The organism is Psychrobacillus soli (assembly GCF_006861775.1).
Lineage (GTDB): Bacteria > Bacillota > Bacilli > Bacillales_A > Planococcaceae > Psychrobacillus > Psychrobacillus soli.
This window is the reverse complement of record NZ_VDGG01000040.1, coordinates 1-18,042: the sequence shown is the minus strand read 5'-3', so window position 1 is coordinate 18,042 and position 18,042 is coordinate 1. Positions and strand designations below refer to the sequence as shown.

Sequence of the window (18,042 nt, the reverse complement as noted above, 5' to 3'; positions counted from 1 at the left end):
GTGTTCACGGGTTTACCCGATCACATATATAAATGGGGAAATTACAAAGGAGAGAATATTGATGAAGAAATTTTTAGCTGGTGCATTATTATCGGTAAGTGCATTAACACTTGCAGCTTGTGGAGATGAAGAAAGCGGCAAATTAGTAGTAGGTGCTTCTAACAATCCACACGCAATTATTTTAGAACAAGCAAAACCTATTCTTGAAGAACAAGGAATTGAACTTGTTGTAGAAACTTATCAAGATTACGTACTACCAAATAAAGATTTAGAATCTGGTGATTTAAACGCGAACTACTTTCAACATATTCCTTATTTAGAAGATCAAATCGCTGAATTTGGTTATGATTTCGTAAACGCTGGTGGAATCCATGTAGAGCCAATCGGATTATACTCTAAAAAGTATGGTTCTATCGAAGAACTACCAGAAGGTGCAACAATTTTAATGAGTAACTCTATTCCTGACCACGGTCGTATTTTAGCTATGCTAGAAGCAAAAGGATTAATCAAATTAGCAGATGGCGTTAATAAAACAACAGCAGAACTCTCTGATATCGTAGAGAATCCTAAAAACTTAGAATTCGATCCAAACTATGAATCAGCATTAATGGTGCAATTGTATGAAAATGATGAAGGCGATGCTGTACTAATTAACTCGAACTATGCATTAGACGCAGGCTTAAATCCGATTGAAGATTCGATTGCAATTGAAGATTCTCAATCACCATACGTGAACATTATTGCGGTTAAAGCTGGAGACGAAAACAATGAACAAATTAAAGCGTTAGTAGACGCATTACACTCACAAGAAATTCAAGATTTTATCGTGAATGAGTGGGGTGGATCAGTAGTACCAGTTAATGAATAAATAAAAATGATTAAGCGGGCACGCGTATGAAGTGCCTGCTTTTTTGTGTTTTAAGGAATTATAAAGTAGATGGTATGCGATTATATATGGATACTGCGCACTACGGCAAAGTATCTGCTCTATTTTACCTGGAAAATAACGTCATTTTATAAATGCGCAACTTAACAGCCGTTACTCGCAACATGGAAGTGCATATGCGCAACGTTCCCCTTCAAACGCGCAACATTATGGGGCATTTCCGCAACGTTCATAAAAAACGAGTCCTAGTGACAGTCGTCTCACTTCAAGTAAACTTGCTATTTTTAGAATTGGTTGCTTTCACCGGCAATTTGGTTGCTCTGGTGCTGATTTGATTGCTTTCCGAGTAGAACTGGTTGCTTTCAATGATCGATTGGTTGCCCTAATCCATTTACTGGATTCACACAGTCGAAAAAACTGTATAAAACTTTGTTATTAGCGAGTCGATGCTAATTAGCGAGCAATTTCCTTTGATTTTCGCTGCAAACGGCGGTGAAGGATCACCTCCCCTGTGACTTCTAAAAATAAAATACATATAAAGACCATTTATGTTTTTTTTATGCGCGCATTAAGCATTCGAGCAAAGTTGCACCCGTGAGCGTTCGACAGCTTCTACTTATATTTCTATTATCATCGATAAATTTTCCAAGGAAAAATAAATGTTTAATAGGAATATACGTGGGTATGTACCATAGTATAGGTGTAAAAAATCGAAAGGAATGATTCATTATCACTTCAGAAGGATTACCTTACACAGAGCAAATGGATCACGCATTTAGAGGAGTTCACGGATTTGGATACGACGAACTTCGCAACAGTCAAACTTTGCGAATGAAAGTGGAAAAAAGAAGACAGCGAGATTACGAGAAAAGTGTTCAACTTGTTGCCAGAATTGGTGCACAAGTATTTAAAGGCTAATAAGATGAAATCCATGAAGGCATGTCCTTTGTGGATTTTTTTAATTAACACTATATGCGTAGTGAAATCGATTCTCAATTAGAAAATCGTATTGAAAATATCAGCTTATTCCAATTTCTATAATAGTTTTAGAGAAAAGGATGAAAAATCTAGATATTTGCATGTTTTCTACAATAACTGCCAAACAGTTTCAAAAGATTTGCCAGACACTTCAGTTTGGGTTAAGATTAGAATGATAATAAATTAGAATGGTTACACATTCATAGTTACTTAATGGAGGGTATTCAATGTCAACTTTAGTGATTAAGGATTTACACGTTGCAATCGACGGTAAAGAGATACTTAAAGGTGTTAATTTAACAATTAATACAAATGAAATCCACGCGGTTATGGGGCCAAATGGTACTGGTAAATCAACTTTAGCATCTGCTATTATGGGTCATCCTAAATATGAAGTAACTTCTGGTTCTGTTGAATTGGACGGAGAAGACGTACTAGCGATGGAAGTAGACGAGCGCGCGCAAGCAGGTCTATTTTTAGCAATGCAATACCCAAGTGAAATTACTGGAGTAACAAACGCAGACTTCCTACGTTCAGCAATTAACGCTCGTCGTGCGGAAGGTGATGAAATTTCATTAATGAAATTCATCCGCGAATTAGATAGCAAAATGGAATTTTTAGAAATGGACGTTGATATGGCACAACGTTATTTAAATGAAGGATTCTCAGGCGGAGAGAAAAAACGTAATGAAATTCTTCAATTAATGATGTTACAACCAAAATTCGCTATCTTAGATGAAATTGACTCTGGTTTAGATATCGATGCGCTTAAAGTTGTTTCTAAAGGAATCAATGAAATGCGTGGAGAAGGCTTCGGAAGTCTTATAATCACTCACTACCAACGTCTACTTAACTACATCACTCCAGATCATGTGCATGTAATGATGCAAGGTCGCGTAGTGAAATCTGGTGGTCCTGAGCTTGCACATAAATTAGAAGCACAAGGATATGACTGGATTAAAGAAGAGCTTGGAATTGAAGATGAGACAGTTGGACAAGAAGCATAAGAAAGGGGACGAATAAACATGACGGTTGAAACAAAACTGGCATTAACCGAGCAAGATATCCGCTCCTTTTCAGAAGGTAAACAAGAGCCAAGCTGGATGACGGAACTTCGTCTAAAAGCATTTGGTGAACTTGAAACACTTCCAATGCCAACACCAGATAAAACAAAAATTACAAATTGGAATTTCACGGAATTTCCTACACATACTGTAGAAAGCAATGCTTACGCTTCTTTGGATGAACTTCCGGAAGAAGTGAAAGTACTTGTGCATGCCAAAGAACAAAAGAATATTTATATTCAGCATAATAACACACCGGCATTTACTTCTTTATCAGAAGCTTTACAAGCAAAAGGTGTTATTTTAACAGATATTTATACTGCTATGCGTGACCATAGTGAGCTTGTTCAAAAATATTTTATGACTGATGGCGTAAAAGTAAACGAACACAAACTTACTGCACTACATGCAACATTATTAAACGGTGGTGTATTTGTATACGTACCGAAAAATGTAGTAGTAGAAGAGCCAATTCAAGTAATTTATTTACATGATGATAGCGATGCTTCTCTTTTCAACCATACCCTTCTAGTTGCAGAAGAAAACAGTGTAGTAACATATGTGGAAAACTATTTATCTACAGTAGAACATGCTAATGGCCAAGCGAATATCGTTTCTGAAGTAATTGTTAAAGATAACGCAAAAGTTACATTTGGAACTGTAGATGTATTAGCAGAAGGTTTTACTACTTATGTAAACCGTCGTGGTGTAACTAGTCGTGATGCAGTGCTTGAATGGGCACTTGGAATGATGAACGACAGCGATACAATTTCTGAAAATGTTACACATTTAGTTGGGGACAATTCAGAAGGTCATGTGAAAATGGTTGTTGTAGGTCGTGGGAAACAAAAACAAAACTTTACAACAAAAGTAATCCATTGGGGCAAACATACAGAAGGTCAAATCTTGAAACACGGTGTGATGAAAGATGAAGCTTCTTCTATTTTCAATGGTATCGGGAAAATTGAATTCGGTGCGACAAAATCGAATGCAGAACAAACTTCTCGTGTCCTTATGTTAAGTGAAAAAGCTCGTGGGGATGCAAACCCAATTCTTTTAATCGATGAAGATGATGTAACAGCAGGTCACGCAGCTTCTGTTGGCCGAGTAGATCCACTTCAGTTGTATTATTTAATGAGCCGCGGTATTTCACAACAAGAAGCAGAGCGTTTGGTAATCCACGGATTCCTTGCACCTGTAGTGAATGAATTACCGATCGAAGGCGTAAAGAAACAGCTGACGGAGGTTATTGAAAGGAAAGTTCGCTAATGCTCAGTAAAGAGATTCGAAGCTATTTTCCCATATTAAATCAAGAGATTAATGGTCATCCACTCGTTTATTTGGACAGTGGAGCCACTTCTCAAAAGCCAGTACAAGTTATTGAAGCGATTAAAAAGTATTATGAATTTGAAAATTCAAATGTTCACCGTGGTGTTCATACACTCGGTAACCGTGCGACGGAAAGTTATGAAGGAGCACGTGAAAAAGTTCGTAAATTCATGAATGCTAAATCTACACAAGAAATTATTTTCACTCGTGGTACAACAACTTCCCTTAATACAGTTGCACAAAGTTACGGTCGTGCAAATGTAAAAGAAGGCGATGAAATTGTTATTACGCATATGGAACACCATTCAAATATCATTCCTTGGCAACAACTTGCCAAAGAAACTGGCGCTACATTAAAGTATATCGACTTAGAAGCTGACGGGACATTATCGTTAGAAAAAGTCCGTGCAACTATTACGGATAAAACGAAAATCGTATCGATTGTCTACGTTTCAAACGTACTTGGTACGATGAACCCAATTAAAGAAATCACACAAATTGCACATGAGCATGGAGCTATTATGGTTGTGGATGGAGCTCAGGCTGCACCGCACTTGAAGTTAGATGTTCAAAACTTGGATTGTGATTTCCTTGCCTTTTCTGGTCATAAAATGTGTGGTCCTACTGGTATTGGTGTACTTTATGGAAAACAACATTTGCTAGAAAAAATGGAGCCAATTGAATTCGGTGGAGAAATGATTGACTTTGTAGGTTTATATGAATCTACATGGAAAGAGCTTCCTTGGAAATTTGAAGGGGGCACACCAATCATTGCAGGTGCTATTGGTCTAGCAGCTGCAATTGATTTCCTTGAAGAGATTGGATTAGATGAAATTGAAAAACATGAGCATGAACTTGCTGCGATTGCGATGGAGAAAATGTCTACTGTAAATGGTTTGACTATTTACGGACCTGTAGATCCATCTAAACGAGCAGGAATCGTAACATTTAACTTGGATGATGTACATCCACATGATGTTGCAACTGTGCTAGATATGAATGGTATTGCAGTTCGTGCGGGTCATCATTGTGCACAGCCTTTGATGAAATGGTTACAATGCACGGCGACTGCGAGAGCAAGTTTTTATCTTTACAATACAGAAGAAGATATTGACAGACTTGTAGCTGGACTGCGTACTGCAAAGGAGTATTTTAGCGATGTCTTCTAATAATTTAGATCAACTATATCGACAAGTAATAATGGATCATTATAAAAATCCTCGCAACAAAGGAAGTATCGAGGATGGCGCATTGACAATTGATATGAATAACCCGACTTGCGGTGACCGTATTCATCTGACACTTCAAGTGGAAGATGGTGTCGTTCAAAATGCCAAGTTTGACGGGGAAGGTTGTTCTATTTCCATGTCATCTGCATCTATGATGACACAAGCAATAAAAGGAAAGAAAATTGATGAAGCACTTCAATTATCACATATCTTTTCTGATATGATGCTTGGGAAAGAATACGATGATTCCATTGACCTCGGGGATATTGAAGCATTAAATGGTGTTGCAAAATTTCCTGCACGTATTAAGTGTGCCACACTTGCGTGGAAAGCGATGGAAAAAGGCGTTTCAGAAGAACAGCAACAAAATTAGAACGGAGGAATTACGATGGCAAAAAAAATGCCTGAAATTGGCGATTATAAATATGGTTTCCACGATAAAGACGTATCCATTTTCCGTTCAAAACGTGGGTTGACGAAAGATATCGTGGAAGAAATTTCACGTATGAAAAATGAACCACAATGGATGTTAGATTATCGTTTAAAAGCGTTAGAAATTTTCTATTCTAAACCGATGCCTCAATGGGGTGGAGATTTAGCTTCACTTGACTTCGATGAAATTACGTATTACGTAAAACCATCTGAAGCTACACAAAAGTCATGGGATGAAGTACCAGAAGAAATCAAAGCAACATTTGATAAACTAGGTATCCCTGAAGCAGAACAAAAATACCTTGCTGGTGTTTCTGCACAGTATGAATCAGAAGTTGTTTACCACAACATGAAACAAGAACTAGAAGACATGGGTATTGTATTTAAAGATACGGACTCAGCTCTTCGTGAAAATGAAGATATTTTCAAAAAATACTGGGGTACTGTCATTCCTTCATCGGATAACAAGTTCTCAGCACTTAACTCAGCTGTATGGTCAGGTGGATCATTTATCTATGTACCACCAGGCATAAAAGTGGATACACCACTACAAGCGTACTTCCGTATTAACTCGGAAAACATGGGTCAATTCGAACGTACACTAATCATTGTAGATGAGGGTGCTTCTGTACATTACGTAGAAGGATGTACAGCTCCTGTTTATACAACAAACTCACTGCACTCTGCTGTAGTTGAAATTATTGTTAAAAAAGATGCATATTGCCGTTACACAACAATTCAAAACTGGGCGAATAACGTATACAACCTTGTTACAAAACGTACTGTTGTGGAAGAAAACGGAACAATGGAATGGATTGATGGCAACATCGGTTCAAAATTAACAATGAAATATCCAGCATGTATCCTAAAAGGAGAAGGCGCTCGTGGAATGACACTTTCGATCGCAATTGCTGGTAAAGGACAACACCAAGATGCTGGTGCGAAAATGATGCACTTAGCACCAAATACTTCATCTACTATTGTTTCGAAATCTATTTCTAAACAAGGTGGTAAAGTAACTTACCGTGGTATCGTACACTTTGGACGTAAAGCAACGGGTGCTCGTGCGAACATCGAATGTGATACATTAATTATGGATAACCAATCTACTTCAGATACCATTCCATACAACGAAATCTTGAACGATAATATTTCTCTTGAGCATGAAGCGAAAGTTTCTAAAGTATCAGAAGAACAATTATTCTACTTGATGAGTCGTGGATTAAGTGAAGAAGAAGCAACAGAAATGATCGTAATGGGCTTCATCGAGCCATTCACAAAAGAACTTCCAATGGAATATGCGGTTGAGATGAACCGTCTAATCAAGTTCGAAATGGAAGGATCAATTGGTTAATTTTTTATAAACAATAGTAAAAGGAGACGAACTTCATTAGTTCGTCTCCTTTTTGTATTAAGAGCAGTATAGAAAAAACGTTGTAAACAGTGGCCGCTATGATTTTCACTGCAGTAGGGCGCTTTCCGCCGGGTGAGCGATGAGCCATCCCCGCCGCTTAGGCGTACGTTGGAATGTCTCATTTGCCCACTCATCCGGCAGGAGTCGCCGCCAGCAGCGAAAATCAACGAAAATAGCTTGCTTATTCAGTACCAACTTGCTAAAAACAAAGTTTCCACAGTTTTTCGACTGTGTGAATCCAATAAATGGCTTAGGGCAACAGATCGGTCATTGAAAGCAATCAATTCTATTGGGAAAGCAATCAAATCACTGCGAGAGCAACCAAATTACCTGTTAAAGCAACCAATTCTTAAAATACAAGTTGATTTCATGCGAAGTGCGGCAAGCACGAAGGCTAGAGGACACTGTTTGCGACGCACTATTCCCAAATTGCGGAAACTATACTCTATTTACTTCTCACAAACAACAATTTATACCACTGGTTAACTATAAACGGCATAGTAGCTAATGCATAGATAAATACTAATTGAACACCATTTAATGTTGCGACATCAAACATATCTGCAAGTGTCGGGATAAACAAGACGCAATGTAAACATAAAACTCCTATTAAAAATGCTAGCCACGTATACTTATTCGAAAATACACCAATTTTGAAAATCGATTCTTTGGATCGGGAGTTGAAGCCATGTATTAATCTGGACAAACATAATGTTGTAAATGCCATTGTAGTTGCTGTTAGCGTATCTCCTGTCTGTAATCCCATTCGAAAAGCAATGATAGTAGCAATCGCGATTAATAAACCTTCGAGTACTACTTGCGTTGTAAACTTTTTACTTAATAATGGTGTACGAATATCTCTAGGTTTGTCCTTCATTATATTTTTATTATGCGGCTCTAAACCTATTGCAATTGCAGGCAAGCTATCGGTAAGTAAGTTAATAAATAGCAGATGCACTGGTAAAAAAGGGACAGGTAAACCTAAAACGGTGGCATATAAAACAACAAAAATAGCACCGGCATTCCCTGATAATAGGAATAGAATAGCATTTTTGATATTCGTATAAAGGCTTCTTCCATTCGAAATCGCTTTGACAATCGTTGAAAAATTATCATCTGTTAAGATCATCGAGGATGCATCTTTTGCTACTTCTGTACCTGTTATCCCCATTGCGACACCGATATCGGCTTGTTTTAATGCAGGTCCATCATTCACACCATCTCCCGTCATAGCGACGACATTTCCTTTTTCTTGCCAAGCTTTCACGATACGAATTTTATGCTCTGGTGTTACACGAGCGTAGACGGAGATGTCTTGCACTTTTTCTTGTAGTTGTTTATCGGTTAATTGTTCAATTTCATGTCCTTCGATTGCTTCGGATGGATCTTTTAAAATACCAATTTGTTTGGCAATGGAAATTGCTGTTATTTTATGGTCCCCTGTTATCATGACAGGTTTAATACCCGCATTAATACAGCTTTCAACCGCAGCTTTTGACTCTTTCCTAGGAGGATCCATCATTGCTATTAATCCGGCAAAGATTAAATCTTTTTCATCTTCTACACCAATTGACCGATTTGGCTTTATTTCCTTGTAGGTAATTGCAAGCACTCTTAAACCATTCATAGAAAAGTTGTGATTCACTTCTTCAATTTTTTTACGATTCACTTCAGTTATATCTATTATTCCTTCAGACGTAACGATTTTGTTAGTTTTAGATAGAAGAACATCTAATGCTCCCTTGGTGATCATGATATTTTTATTGTTTATGCGATTTACTGTACTCATTAGTTTTCTATCCGAATCAAATGGAATTTCAGCTACTCTTAGGTTGTGGTCTCTTATGTTTAATGCGTCAAGGTTATATTGCTTTCCTAATTTTACGAGCGCAATTTCAGTAGGGTCCCCAATTTCTTTCTGATCTGTCAGGGAGGCGTTACTACATAGTAAGGACATCAAGAGAAGGTTTTTCTCCACCGTATTTTTTGTTTGTATTTGGTCATGTGGAATAACTTTTTGGTCGACGTACACTTGTTGAACAGTCATTTTATTTTCAGTTAATGTTCCCGTTTTGTCGGAACAAATAACGGATACACTACCTAAACTTTCAACGGCATAAAGCTTTCGTATAATGGCATTTTCCTTTGCCATTTTATGTGTTCCAAAAGCTAGCACGATGGTGACGATGGAACTTAATGCTTCTGGAATGGCTGCAACGGCAAGTGCAACGGCAAACATAAATGAATCGACGAGCTCGCGTCCCCGGAAAAGATCAATCGTGAAAATGGCTAAACAGATTATTGTAATCCCTAAAGCTAAATTACCACCAAAATTATCTAGACTAACTTGTAGTGGAGTTTTTTTCTCTTTTGCAGTATCTAGTAAATTGGCGATTTTCCCGATTTCTGTTTCCATTCCAATAGCTGTAACAATGACAGTACCACGCCCATTGGTAACAAAGCTTCCTGTGAAAACCATATTTTTTTTATCGCCAATAATGACATTCTCTTCTTTGATGGTCGAGGAATTTTTCTCTACTGAAAGTGATTCGCCTGTTAATGAACTTTCATTAATATGCAGATTATAGCTTTCGAGTAGTCTACCATCCGCATTTATATAGTCGCCAGCATCCAAATAAAGAATATCTCCGACTACTACATCTTCAGAAGGGATTTCGACTATTTGATTGTTTCTTAACACTTTTGCAATAGGGGTAGTTAGAGCTTTTAGGTTGTCCAATGACTGCTCCGCTTTTACATGTTGTACGGTGCCTAGAATTGCGTTTAAAGTAATGACAATCATTATTACGACCGTGCTTTCTACTTCCCCTAATAGAAATGAAATGAAAGCGGCGATCATTAAAATAATGACTAGTAAATCTTTAAATTGTCCGAAGAAAACGGCGAATGTACTTGTCCTTTTTCCTTCCACCAATTTATTAAGGCCGTATTCTTCTTGTCTGCTTTGGACATCATAATCATTTAATCCTTGACTTGTCACGCCCAATATCTTCATAACTTCCTGCGATGATTGTTGATGATATTTCGACATCCGATTCTCCTTCCAGTGTAAAATTATTGGACACTGTAACAATACTATTCCTGATTTTATTCCAGTATGATAGGAATCTATCAAAAGATGGTTTTTAAAAGGAGGCATTTGTGTAATAGAAATCACATTTCATTTCACTGTAACTCAGCTATAACCAGTGATATGATATTAATAAATATATAGAGAGGTGAGCAGATGATTAAAATTGGCTTAACTGGCTGGGGAGACCACCCTGATTTGTATGTATCGACGGCTAAAGAGAAATTGCAAGATTACAGTGCACATTTTCCAGTTGTTGAATTGGACACATCATTTTATGCGATTCCACCAATTAAAAATACGTTAAAATGGGTAAAAGAAACACCAGATAATTTTCAATTTGTCGTAAAGGCATATCAAGAAATAACAGGACATTTACGCGGAGAGTCCCATTATGAATCGATGGAAGAAATGTTCCAGCGTTACCGAGAGTCTATTCAACCGTTTAAAGAAGCAGGAAAACTTTCGATGGTGTTAGTACAATTTCCCCCTTGGTTTACATGTGTAAAAGAAAACGTGGAGTATATACTTCGAGTGAAAGAGGAATTGAAAGATTTCGAGCTGGCTATAGAATTTCGTCATCAATCCTGGTATTCTTCTAAACTTCAAGAAGGAACACTTGATTTTTTGAAAAATCATCATCTCCACCATACTGTGTGCGATGAGCCACAAGTTGGGGAAGGTTCTGTACCGTTAATACCTATCGCTACTTCTGATAAAGTACTTGTTCGTTTACATGGTCGAAATACATATGGTTGGATCAACCCAGGCAACAATGAAAAATGGCGAGAAGTACGATATTTATACGATTATAATAAAGATGAGCTCGCATATACTCAAAACATAGTGAAGCAACTACAAACACAAGCAAAAGAAGTAGTTGTATTATTTAATAATAACTCCGGAGGCCATGCTGCGAAAAATGCGAAAGCTTTTCAACAAATGCTTGGCATTGAATTTGAAGGACTTGCTCCGAAACAATTAGACTTATTTGAAGGTGGGATATAATGGAGTGGATATTATTAGTAGTCGCTGGGCTATTCTCTGGAATAGTTGGGGCGTTAGTAGGTTTAGGCGGAGGAGTTATTTTAGTTCCAGCAGTGTTGTTTTTTGGGACGACACTTGCATTAATTCCTGATATTACTCCTCAGAGCGTTGTGGGACTTTCTGTAGTCATGATGATTTTCACAGGTCTTTCTTCTACGCTTTCCTATATGAAAACGAAAACGGTCGATTTTAGAAGTGGATTTATATTTTTCATCGGAAGTATTCCGGGTACGATACTCGGTGCATGGGTGAATAAGGGGCTAGATTTACCTTCTTTTAACTTATATTTTGGTATTTTACTTATTGTTTTATCGACCCTTTTATTAGTCCGAGATCGTTTAAAACCGGTAAGATGGTTTGTTGAAAACGGGAAAAAACGAACATTTACAGATGTAAAAGATACATATGTATATGGTTACCCTATTTGGTTTGCACTTCTGTTAACGTTCGGGGTTGGTTTTGCTTCTGGTCTTTTTGGTATCGGTGGAGGATCGATTATTGTACCTGCTATGATATTGTTGTTCTTGTTTCCTCCGCATGTTGCGGTTGGGACATCGATGTTCATGGTGTTCTTATCATCGATTGTAAATTCGGCAACCCATATATCGCTCGGAAATGTACCTTGGCTTTACACGATTCCCGTTATCCCTGCTGCATATATTGGTGCGAAAATTGGTGCCAAATTAAATAAAAAATTAAATTCAGATTCACTTGTTTTTGCACTTAGAATAGTGCTGTTATTATTAGGGGTACGCTCGATTATTGCAGGGTTACTATAAAAAAAGGAGCTTGAAAAATGAGAGAGACAATCCAAATTTATCATACGAATGATATACATAGTCATTTAGAAAATTGGCCGGCTATTCATCAGTTTCTCTTAGAGCGTCATCAAAGTCATGGACCGAACGATTCCTATTTAACATTGGATATTGGAGATCATATAGACCGGTCTAATGTGTTCACGGAAGGGACGCTTGGAAAAGGCAATGTTCAATTACTAAATAATGCGGGATATGATTATGTCACTATTGGTAACAATGAAGGAATTACGCTTAGTCATGAGGATTTAGATACATTATATACGTGCGCAAATTTTGAAGTGATTGTATCTAATTTTACAGATCTAAATGGAAATATTCCTTCTTGGGTGCTCCCTTATAAAATTCATGTTACGCCTACTGGAATACGGATTGGAATTGTAGGTGCAACTGCAGATTTCGGTTTATATTATGAACAATTAGGTTGGCATATTCAACAGCCCATAGATCGTTTGAAAGAAATTTGTAAGGAAATAGAAAAGGAAGTTGATGTACTTATTTGTCTATCCCATTTAGGGATGTCTCAAGATGAAATCATGACGGAGAGGATACCGGAAATTGATCTGATTTTAGGTTCGCATACGCATCATTTCTTTGAGGAAGGCAAAACGATAGGAAACACATTACAAGCCGCTGCCGGAAAGTATGGTGCTTATGTTGGGCAAGTGACAATAGATTATGATCATGTGACAAAAAGAATCGTATCGAAGCGGGCTATGTTACATGTTACACATACATTACCAAAACCGACAGATTTAGATTTGAAATTGAAAAAATGGGAAGCGCTTGGGAATGAAGAGCTTGCTGAAACGGTTCTTCACAATGAGGCCCTATTGCACAAAGAATGGTTCGGACCTTCGGATATGTCTCAATTTTTCGGTAAGGCTTTGCTTGCATTTACGAAAGCGGATTGTGCGATGTTCCCTGCAGGTATATTTTTGACGGACTTACCAAAAGGTCCGATTACTGCAAGCGACTTGCACCGCTGTTTGCCGCATCCGATTAATCCATGCGTCATAACGTTAACAGGCGCAGAATTGTTGGAAATTGTAGAGCTCTCTAAAAATGAGAAATGGCCACACTTGGAAGTAAAGGGGCTAGGTTTTAGGGGCAAATATTTGGGAGCAATTATTTTTGAGCAACTGATAGAGGATGAGCAAGGAGACCTATTTATAGGTGGGGAAGCGTTAATACTTAAAAAAGAGTATACACTAGCGACACTAGATATGTTTACATTTGGTTATTTTTTTCCTTCCTTTAAATTTGCCACGAAAGAATACTTTATGCCGGAGTTAATACGTGATGTTGTTAAATGGTACGGCAATCGTTTATTAAGTCAGGCATAACAATCCCCCATATTACATAATGTAATAAGGGGGATTTTTTGCTATTCTATCGTAAAAAACAGCGTTTCACTATTTTTACTGCTCAGCGGAAATTAGCTATTTTATTAGCGCTTTTCATCTTATCCGTTGCTGGCGTATTTTATGTTGTTAATTACCGCTTGACTCCAACGTATCTTCAATATGCGGAAGTGCAAACGAATAAAATCGCATCGATGGTTATTAGTAAAGCGATAAATTCAAGAACTGCGAACGTTTTAGATGTAAACGATATTATCGAGGAAGTACCATCTACGAATGGTAGTACAAATATGGTGACGACGAAATTTAATACAGAAATAATAAATCGTGTTTTATCTGACACTAATAGTTTAGTGCAAGCGCATCTAGAACAAGCTGAAAAAGGGAATTTATCGAGTTTGCCTTATTTGGATGATATTGAATACGATAAACAAACGATGGAGGATCAAGGAGGAGTTGTGTTTTTTGTACCGATGGGGCAGGCGACCAATATTCCGCTAATCGGTAACTTAGGTCCTAAAATTCCGATTCGATTTCATGTAATTGGGAATGTGCAGTCGACAGTAGTACCGACAATAACGGAATTCGGGATTAATAATGCCTATGTAGAAGTAAGTATTCATATTAAAGTGAATGTCCAAATCATTGTTCCACTTGCTAGTAAGATGAGTGTTGTCGAACAAAATATTCCTGTCGCAATGGGATTAGTGCAAGGGCAAGTTCCTCATATCTACACAGGAGGAGATGGATCTTCTGCTCCGTCTGTAGAGGTGCCAATTCCATTACCTGAAAAATAAAAATACCAGGAATATCAGAAACAACTGTTACAATAGAGAAAATGAATACAACAGGTAGAGGCTGCAGGGCTTAATAGTACTATACAGGAAGTTGACGCTTATGATCGTATACGAAAGGAAGTTTTGCCGAAGCTAGATATGGTTCGTCAAACGATATTTAGTTGGGGTTATTCTAAAAAAGAATAACACTGTCATTTATATGAAAAATATAAATGGTGAGCTACAAAGGATAAATAATCATTTTTATGCTTAAATTCAATAGTGAAAGCCAACCTATGTGCATGTATAGGTTGGCTTTTTTAGATTTTGGAGGAGGAACAAGTTTTGGAAAATACGATTTTTTCTTTATTGCCGCCATTATTAGCAATTATTATGGTGCTTGTAACAAAAAGAGTTCTTTTATCACTAGGGGTAGGAATTATTTCTGCGGCGTTACTTGTAGAGAATTTTGGACCGGTAAATTCGGTTTTACTCTTATGGGAATCATTTAAAACTTCTTTTTGGGATGAAGGGATAAATGCTTATAATATTTATATTTTGCTCTTTATCTTAATGCTCGGTGTCGTTACAGCATTTGTGAGTTTATCTGGAGGAAGTACAGCATTTGCCGCATGGGCGATTAAAAAGATTCAAACTCGACGAGGCTCGAAATTATTAACTATGTTTTTAGGGATACTCATATTCGTAGATGATTATTTTAATGCTTTAGCAGTTGGTCAGATTGCCAGACCTATTACTGATTCGCATCGTGTCTCACGGGCTAAGCTTGCTTATTTTATCGATTCTACCTCTGCTCCAGTGTGTGTCGTGTCACCTGTTTCAAGTTGGGGTGCTTTTTTAATCAGTCAGCTTGGTGTTATTTTTGCAACGCATGCAGTGACTGCTTATACACCACTTGAAGCATTTATGTTAATGGCACCAATGAATTTTTATGTAATTGCGACGTTGGCTATTGTGTTTTTCATAGCTTGGACAGACTTTGACTTATTAGCAATGAAGAAACATGAGAAAAAAGCGCTAGAAACGGGAGAACTTTTCGATCCGACCAAACCAAATCCAGGAAATCTGCAAGGAAACTTCCCGGAAAATAATTATGGAAAAGTAGTAGATTTAGTATTGCCGATTGTTTCATTAATCGTCGTGACGCTATCTGCCATGTTTTGGACAGGCTACAAACTCTCAGGTTATAACCTAAATTTATTTGTCATCTTTGAAAATACAGATGTTCCATTCTCTTTATTTGTTGGTGGTCTGATCGCGACGATTTTAGCCATTGCACTGTATGTACGACAATTTAATACCAATCCAGAAGCAAACATTAGCTACGTGTGGAAAGCACTTGTAACAGGTGTCCGTTCGATGCTTCCCGCTATATTAATTTTAATTTTTGCATGGTCTTTATCTTTCTTGATCAATGCGTTGGGAACAGGGGCATTTTTAGCTAAACTAGTTATGGACAATAATATTCCGGTGGGCGTCATTCCAGCATTGTTATTTGTTTTAACAGCATTTATGGCATTTGCAACTGGGTCCTCATGGGGATCATTCGGAATTTTATTGCCAATTGGAGCTAGTATTATTATGGCGATAGAACCAGAATTATTATTACCAGTCCTTGCAGCGGTTTTAGCAGGTGCAGTTTTTGGAGATCATTGTTCACCGATTTCCGATACAACAATCATGTCAGCAACAGGGGCAGGCGTTCATGTTATTGATCATGTTATGACACAATTACCTTATGCGATTATTAGTGCAATCATAGCAGCGATTGGTTATTTAGTTTTAGGATTGACTGGTTCGGTAATAGTAGGAATGCTTTCTGTGGTGGCTATTATTATTGTGCTATTCATCTTTTGGAATGCAAAAAGTAAACGCAAAATGGAAGCAAATAGTTAAATGTTGAACCTCATTTTTTGCTCCTAAATTCTGAGTTCAGAAGGTTGTTTGAATTCTAATAATATGGTACATTGACAAAGTAGTGGTTAGTTTATAAAGAATGGGGTCGCTGTAAATGACATCTTGTAAGCCTACGAAATCAGAGCATCAACGTAAACCAGATTGGTTAAAAATTAAACTAAATACGAATGAAGACTATAAAGGTCTAAAAAAATTAATGCGCGAAAATAATTTACATACAGTTTGTGAAGAAGCAAAATGCCCGAATATTCATGAATGTTGGGGTTCTCGAAGAACTGCTACTTTTATGATTTTAGGAGCAGTTTGTACGCGTGCTTGTCGTTTCTGTGCGGTTAAAACAGGTCTACCAAACGAATTAGATTTAGCAGAACCAGAACGCGTTGCAGATTCAGTTGTCATTATGAATTTAAAACATGTAGTTGTAACGGCTGTTGCTCGTGATGATTTAAAAGACGGTGGTTCAGAAGTGTTTGCCGAAACAATTCGTGCAATCCGTCGTAAAAATCCATTTACAACAATCGAAGTATTGCCTTCTGATATGGGAGGAATTGAACAAAATATCCGAAATATTATGGATGCGAAACCAGATATTTTAAACCATAATATTGAAACGGTTCGACGATTAACACCAAGAGTTCGTGCAAGAGCAAAATACGATCGTTCCCTTGAACTATTACGTCGTGCAAAAGAAATGCAACCAAGTATCCCGACGAAATCTTCGTTAATGTTAGGTTTAGGGGAAACACATGAAGAAATATTAGAAGTAATGGACGATCTTCGTGCAAACAACGTAGATATTATGACGATTGGTCAATATTTACAACCGTCGAAAAAGCACTTACCTGTACTAAAATATTATTCACCTTCTGAGTTTGGGGAATTACGTAAAATTGCAATGAGTAAAGGTTTCTCTCATTGTGAAGCTGGTCCTCTCGTAAGAAGTAGCTATCATGCAGATGAGCAAGTAAATGCTGCAGCGAAGCAAAGACAAGCACAAGGTGAGGAACTGCTAGCTACTCAAAATAGCTAATGGATGGTGATAGAATGATTGTTGCAGAAGGTTTTACGTATGAAATAATAGAAGATTATCGGGATGCATTTAAAGAAGATGCTTTTTTGGATCGATATAGTGAGATTCTTTCAAAGTATGATTATATTATGGGAGACTGGGGATATGGCCAGCTTCGCCTAAAAGGATTTTTTGAAGATAAGAATCATAAAGCGACATTTGATACGAAAATAAGTACGATGAAAGATTATTTGTATGAGTATTGTAATTTTGGCTGTGCTTATTTTCTGATCAAAAAAACGGGAGTTGCACCGAAAGTAAAACCAGTAGTAATAGATGAAACAATACAAGAAAACCTAGAGCAAGATCATTTATGATCTTGCTCTAGGTTTTTTATATGATCTATTTGTCAGAGATTTGTTTTCGCGGGTGAGCGATGAGCCACCCCAGCCGCTTAGGCGTACGCCTGCGGTGGCTCATTAGCCCAAAGTGGAACAAAGGTTAAGAGCGCCACATTGTGTGGCAATGCCTTCGTGACCAACGTCCTGTTGGCCTCGGCAAGAGTCGCCGCCTGCAGCGAAAATCAATAGAGATCGCTTACTTAATCAGTATCAACTCGCTAAAAACAAAATTTACTCCGTTTTTCGACTGTTGAATCCAGTAAATG

The 18,042-nt window shown here is 37.5% G+C and carries 15 protein-coding genes and 1 riboswitch; of the genes, 14 read left to right on the top strand and 1 reads right to left on the bottom strand.

Features of this window, described 5'->3' with window-relative positions:
* Positions 1–61 precede the first annotated feature (61 nt).
* The 7 genes from FG383_RS15895 (at position 62) to sufB (ending at position 7,272) form a co-directional block, all read left to right on the top strand.
* The gene (locus FG383_RS15895) at positions 62–868 is read left to right on the top strand and encodes a MetQ/NlpA family ABC transporter substrate-binding protein (protein WP_142608377.1); all 807 of its coding nucleotides are present in this window, start codon (positions 62–64) and stop codon (positions 866–868) included.
* Positions 869–1,648: 780 nt separating this feature from the next.
* Positions 1,649–1,804, top strand: a complete 156-nt coding sequence (locus FG383_RS21730) for a YuzK family famiily protein (protein ID WP_484288043.1) — start codon at positions 1,649–1,651, stop codon at positions 1,802–1,804.
* A gap of 287 nt (positions 1,805–2,091) precedes the next feature.
* Positions 2,092–2,871: a Fe-S cluster assembly ATPase SufC gene (gene sufC, locus FG383_RS15890; RefSeq protein ID WP_142608376.1), complete on the top strand. Its 780-nt coding sequence runs from the start codon at positions 2,092–2,094 to the stop codon at positions 2,869–2,871.
* An 18-nt stretch (positions 2,872–2,889) separates the two neighbouring features.
* Complete coding sequence (sufD, locus tag FG383_RS15885) at positions 2,890–4,197, top strand: Fe-S cluster assembly protein SufD (RefSeq protein WP_142608375.1); 1,308 nt, start codon at positions 2,890–2,892, stop codon at positions 4,195–4,197.
* Positions 4,197–5,426 (top strand): cysteine desulfurase, encoded by a 1,230-nt coding sequence (locus FG383_RS15880; protein ID WP_142608374.1) that lies wholly within the window; start codon positions 4,197–4,199, stop codon positions 5,424–5,426. Before sufD ends, FG383_RS15880 begins: the two co-directional genes overlap by 1 nt.
* The gene (sufU, locus tag FG383_RS15875) at positions 5,416–5,859 is read left to right on the top strand and encodes a Fe-S cluster assembly sulfur transfer protein SufU (protein WP_142608373.1); all 444 of its coding nucleotides are present in this window, start codon (positions 5,416–5,418) and stop codon (positions 5,857–5,859) included. The genes FG383_RS15880 and sufU overlap by 11 nt, the downstream gene beginning before the upstream one ends.
* A 15-nt stretch (positions 5,860–5,874) precedes the next feature.
* Positions 5,875–7,272, top strand: coding sequence for a Fe-S cluster assembly protein SufB (gene sufB / locus FG383_RS15870; RefSeq protein WP_142608372.1), 1,398 nt, complete (start codon positions 5,875–5,877; stop codon positions 7,270–7,272).
* Positions 7,273–7,777: 505 nt separating this feature from the next.
* On the opposite strand, the gene FG383_RS15865 is transcribed toward sufB, so the two are convergent.
* The gene (locus FG383_RS15865; RefSeq protein WP_142608371.1) at positions 7,778–10,384 is read right to left on the bottom strand and encodes a cation-translocating P-type ATPase; all 2,607 of its coding nucleotides are present in this window, start codon (positions 10,382–10,384) and stop codon (positions 7,778–7,780) included.
* Positions 10,385–10,579: 195 nt separating this feature from the next.
* Between FG383_RS15865 and FG383_RS15860 the strand changes: the two genes are divergently transcribed.
* The 7 genes from FG383_RS15860 to FG383_RS15830 all read left to right on the top strand — a co-directional run bounded on the left by FG383_RS15860 (position 10,580) and on the right by FG383_RS15830 (position 17,752).
* The gene (locus tag FG383_RS15860; RefSeq protein ID WP_142608370.1) at positions 10,580–11,431 is read left to right on the top strand and encodes a DUF72 domain-containing protein; all 852 of its coding nucleotides are present in this window, start codon (positions 10,580–10,582) and stop codon (positions 11,429–11,431) included.
* Positions 11,431–12,249 (top strand): sulfite exporter TauE/SafE family protein, encoded by an 819-nt coding sequence (locus tag FG383_RS15855; RefSeq protein ID WP_142608369.1) that lies wholly within the window; start codon positions 11,431–11,433, stop codon positions 12,247–12,249. The genes FG383_RS15860 and FG383_RS15855 overlap by 1 nt, the downstream gene beginning before the upstream one ends.
* A gap of 17 nt (positions 12,250–12,266) precedes the next feature.
* Complete coding sequence (locus FG383_RS15850) at positions 12,267–13,634, top strand: bifunctional metallophosphatase/5'-nucleotidase (protein ID WP_142608368.1); 1,368 nt, start codon at positions 12,267–12,269, stop codon at positions 13,632–13,634.
* A gap of 38 nt (positions 13,635–13,672) precedes the next feature.
* Entirely contained in the window at positions 13,673–14,449 is a 777-nt protein-coding gene (yunB, locus tag FG383_RS15845) for a sporulation protein YunB (protein WP_142608367.1), read from the top strand.
* 47 nt (positions 14,450–14,496) lie between these two features.
* A riboswitch (Lysine riboswitch) is annotated at positions 14,497–14,680 on the top strand.
* Positions 14,681–14,773: 93 nt separating this feature from the next.
* Positions 14,774–16,345 carry a Na+/H+ antiporter NhaC family protein gene (locus tag FG383_RS15840; RefSeq protein WP_142608366.1) on the top strand — a complete coding sequence of 524 codons (1,572 nt, stop codon included), beginning with the start codon at positions 14,774–14,776 and terminating at the stop codon, positions 16,343–16,345.
* Positions 16,346–16,460: 115 nt separating this feature from the next.
* Positions 16,461–17,396: a lipoyl synthase gene (gene lipA, locus FG383_RS15835; protein WP_142608365.1), complete on the top strand. Its 936-nt coding sequence runs from the start codon at positions 16,461–16,463 to the stop codon at positions 17,394–17,396.
* 14 nt (positions 17,397–17,410) lie between these two features.
* Positions 17,411–17,752, top strand: a complete 342-nt coding sequence (locus FG383_RS15830) for a YutD family protein (protein WP_142608364.1) — start codon at positions 17,411–17,413, stop codon at positions 17,750–17,752.
* The last annotated feature ends 290 nt before the right edge of the window (positions 17,753–18,042 follow it).

Excerpts from the sequence above, each read along its gene's own strand:
- FG383_RS15850 (WP_142608368.1), top strand. The coding sequence starts at position 12,267 with ATGAGAGAGACAATCCAAATTTATCATACGAATGATATACATAGTCAT.
- sufC (WP_142608376.1), top strand. The coding sequence starts at position 2,092 with ATGTCAACTTTAGTGATTAAGGATTTACACGTTGCAATCGACGGTAAA.
- lipA (WP_142608365.1), top strand. The coding sequence starts at position 16,461 with ATGACATCTTGTAAGCCTACGAAATCAGAGCATCAACGTAAACCAGAT.
- FG383_RS15855 (WP_142608369.1), top strand. The coding sequence starts at position 11,431 with ATGGAGTGGATATTATTAGTAGTCGCTGGGCTATTCTCTGGAATAGTT.
- sufD (WP_142608375.1), top strand. The coding sequence starts at position 2,890 with ATGACGGTTGAAACAAAACTGGCATTAACCGAGCAAGATATCCGCTCC.
- sufB (WP_142608372.1), top strand. The coding sequence starts at position 5,875 with ATGGCAAAAAAAATGCCTGAAATTGGCGATTATAAATATGGTTTCCAC.
- FG383_RS15830 (WP_142608364.1), top strand. The coding sequence starts at position 17,411 with ATGATTGTTGCAGAAGGTTTTACGTATGAAATAATAGAAGATTATCGG.
- FG383_RS15865 (WP_142608371.1), bottom strand. The coding sequence starts at position 10,384 with ATGTCGAAATATCATCAACAATCATCGCAGGAAGTTATGAAGATATTG.
- FG383_RS21730 (WP_484288043.1), top strand. The coding sequence starts at position 1,649 with ATGGATCACGCATTTAGAGGAGTTCACGGATTTGGATACGACGAACTT.
- FG383_RS15895 (WP_142608377.1), top strand. The coding sequence starts at position 62 with ATGAAGAAATTTTTAGCTGGTGCATTATTATCGGTAAGTGCATTAACA.
- FG383_RS15880 (WP_142608374.1), top strand. The coding sequence starts at position 4,197 with ATGCTCAGTAAAGAGATTCGAAGCTATTTTCCCATATTAAATCAAGAG.
- FG383_RS15860 (WP_142608370.1), top strand. The coding sequence starts at position 10,580 with ATGATTAAAATTGGCTTAACTGGCTGGGGAGACCACCCTGATTTGTAT.
- sufU (WP_142608373.1), top strand. The coding sequence starts at position 5,416 with ATGTCTTCTAATAATTTAGATCAACTATATCGACAAGTAATAATGGAT.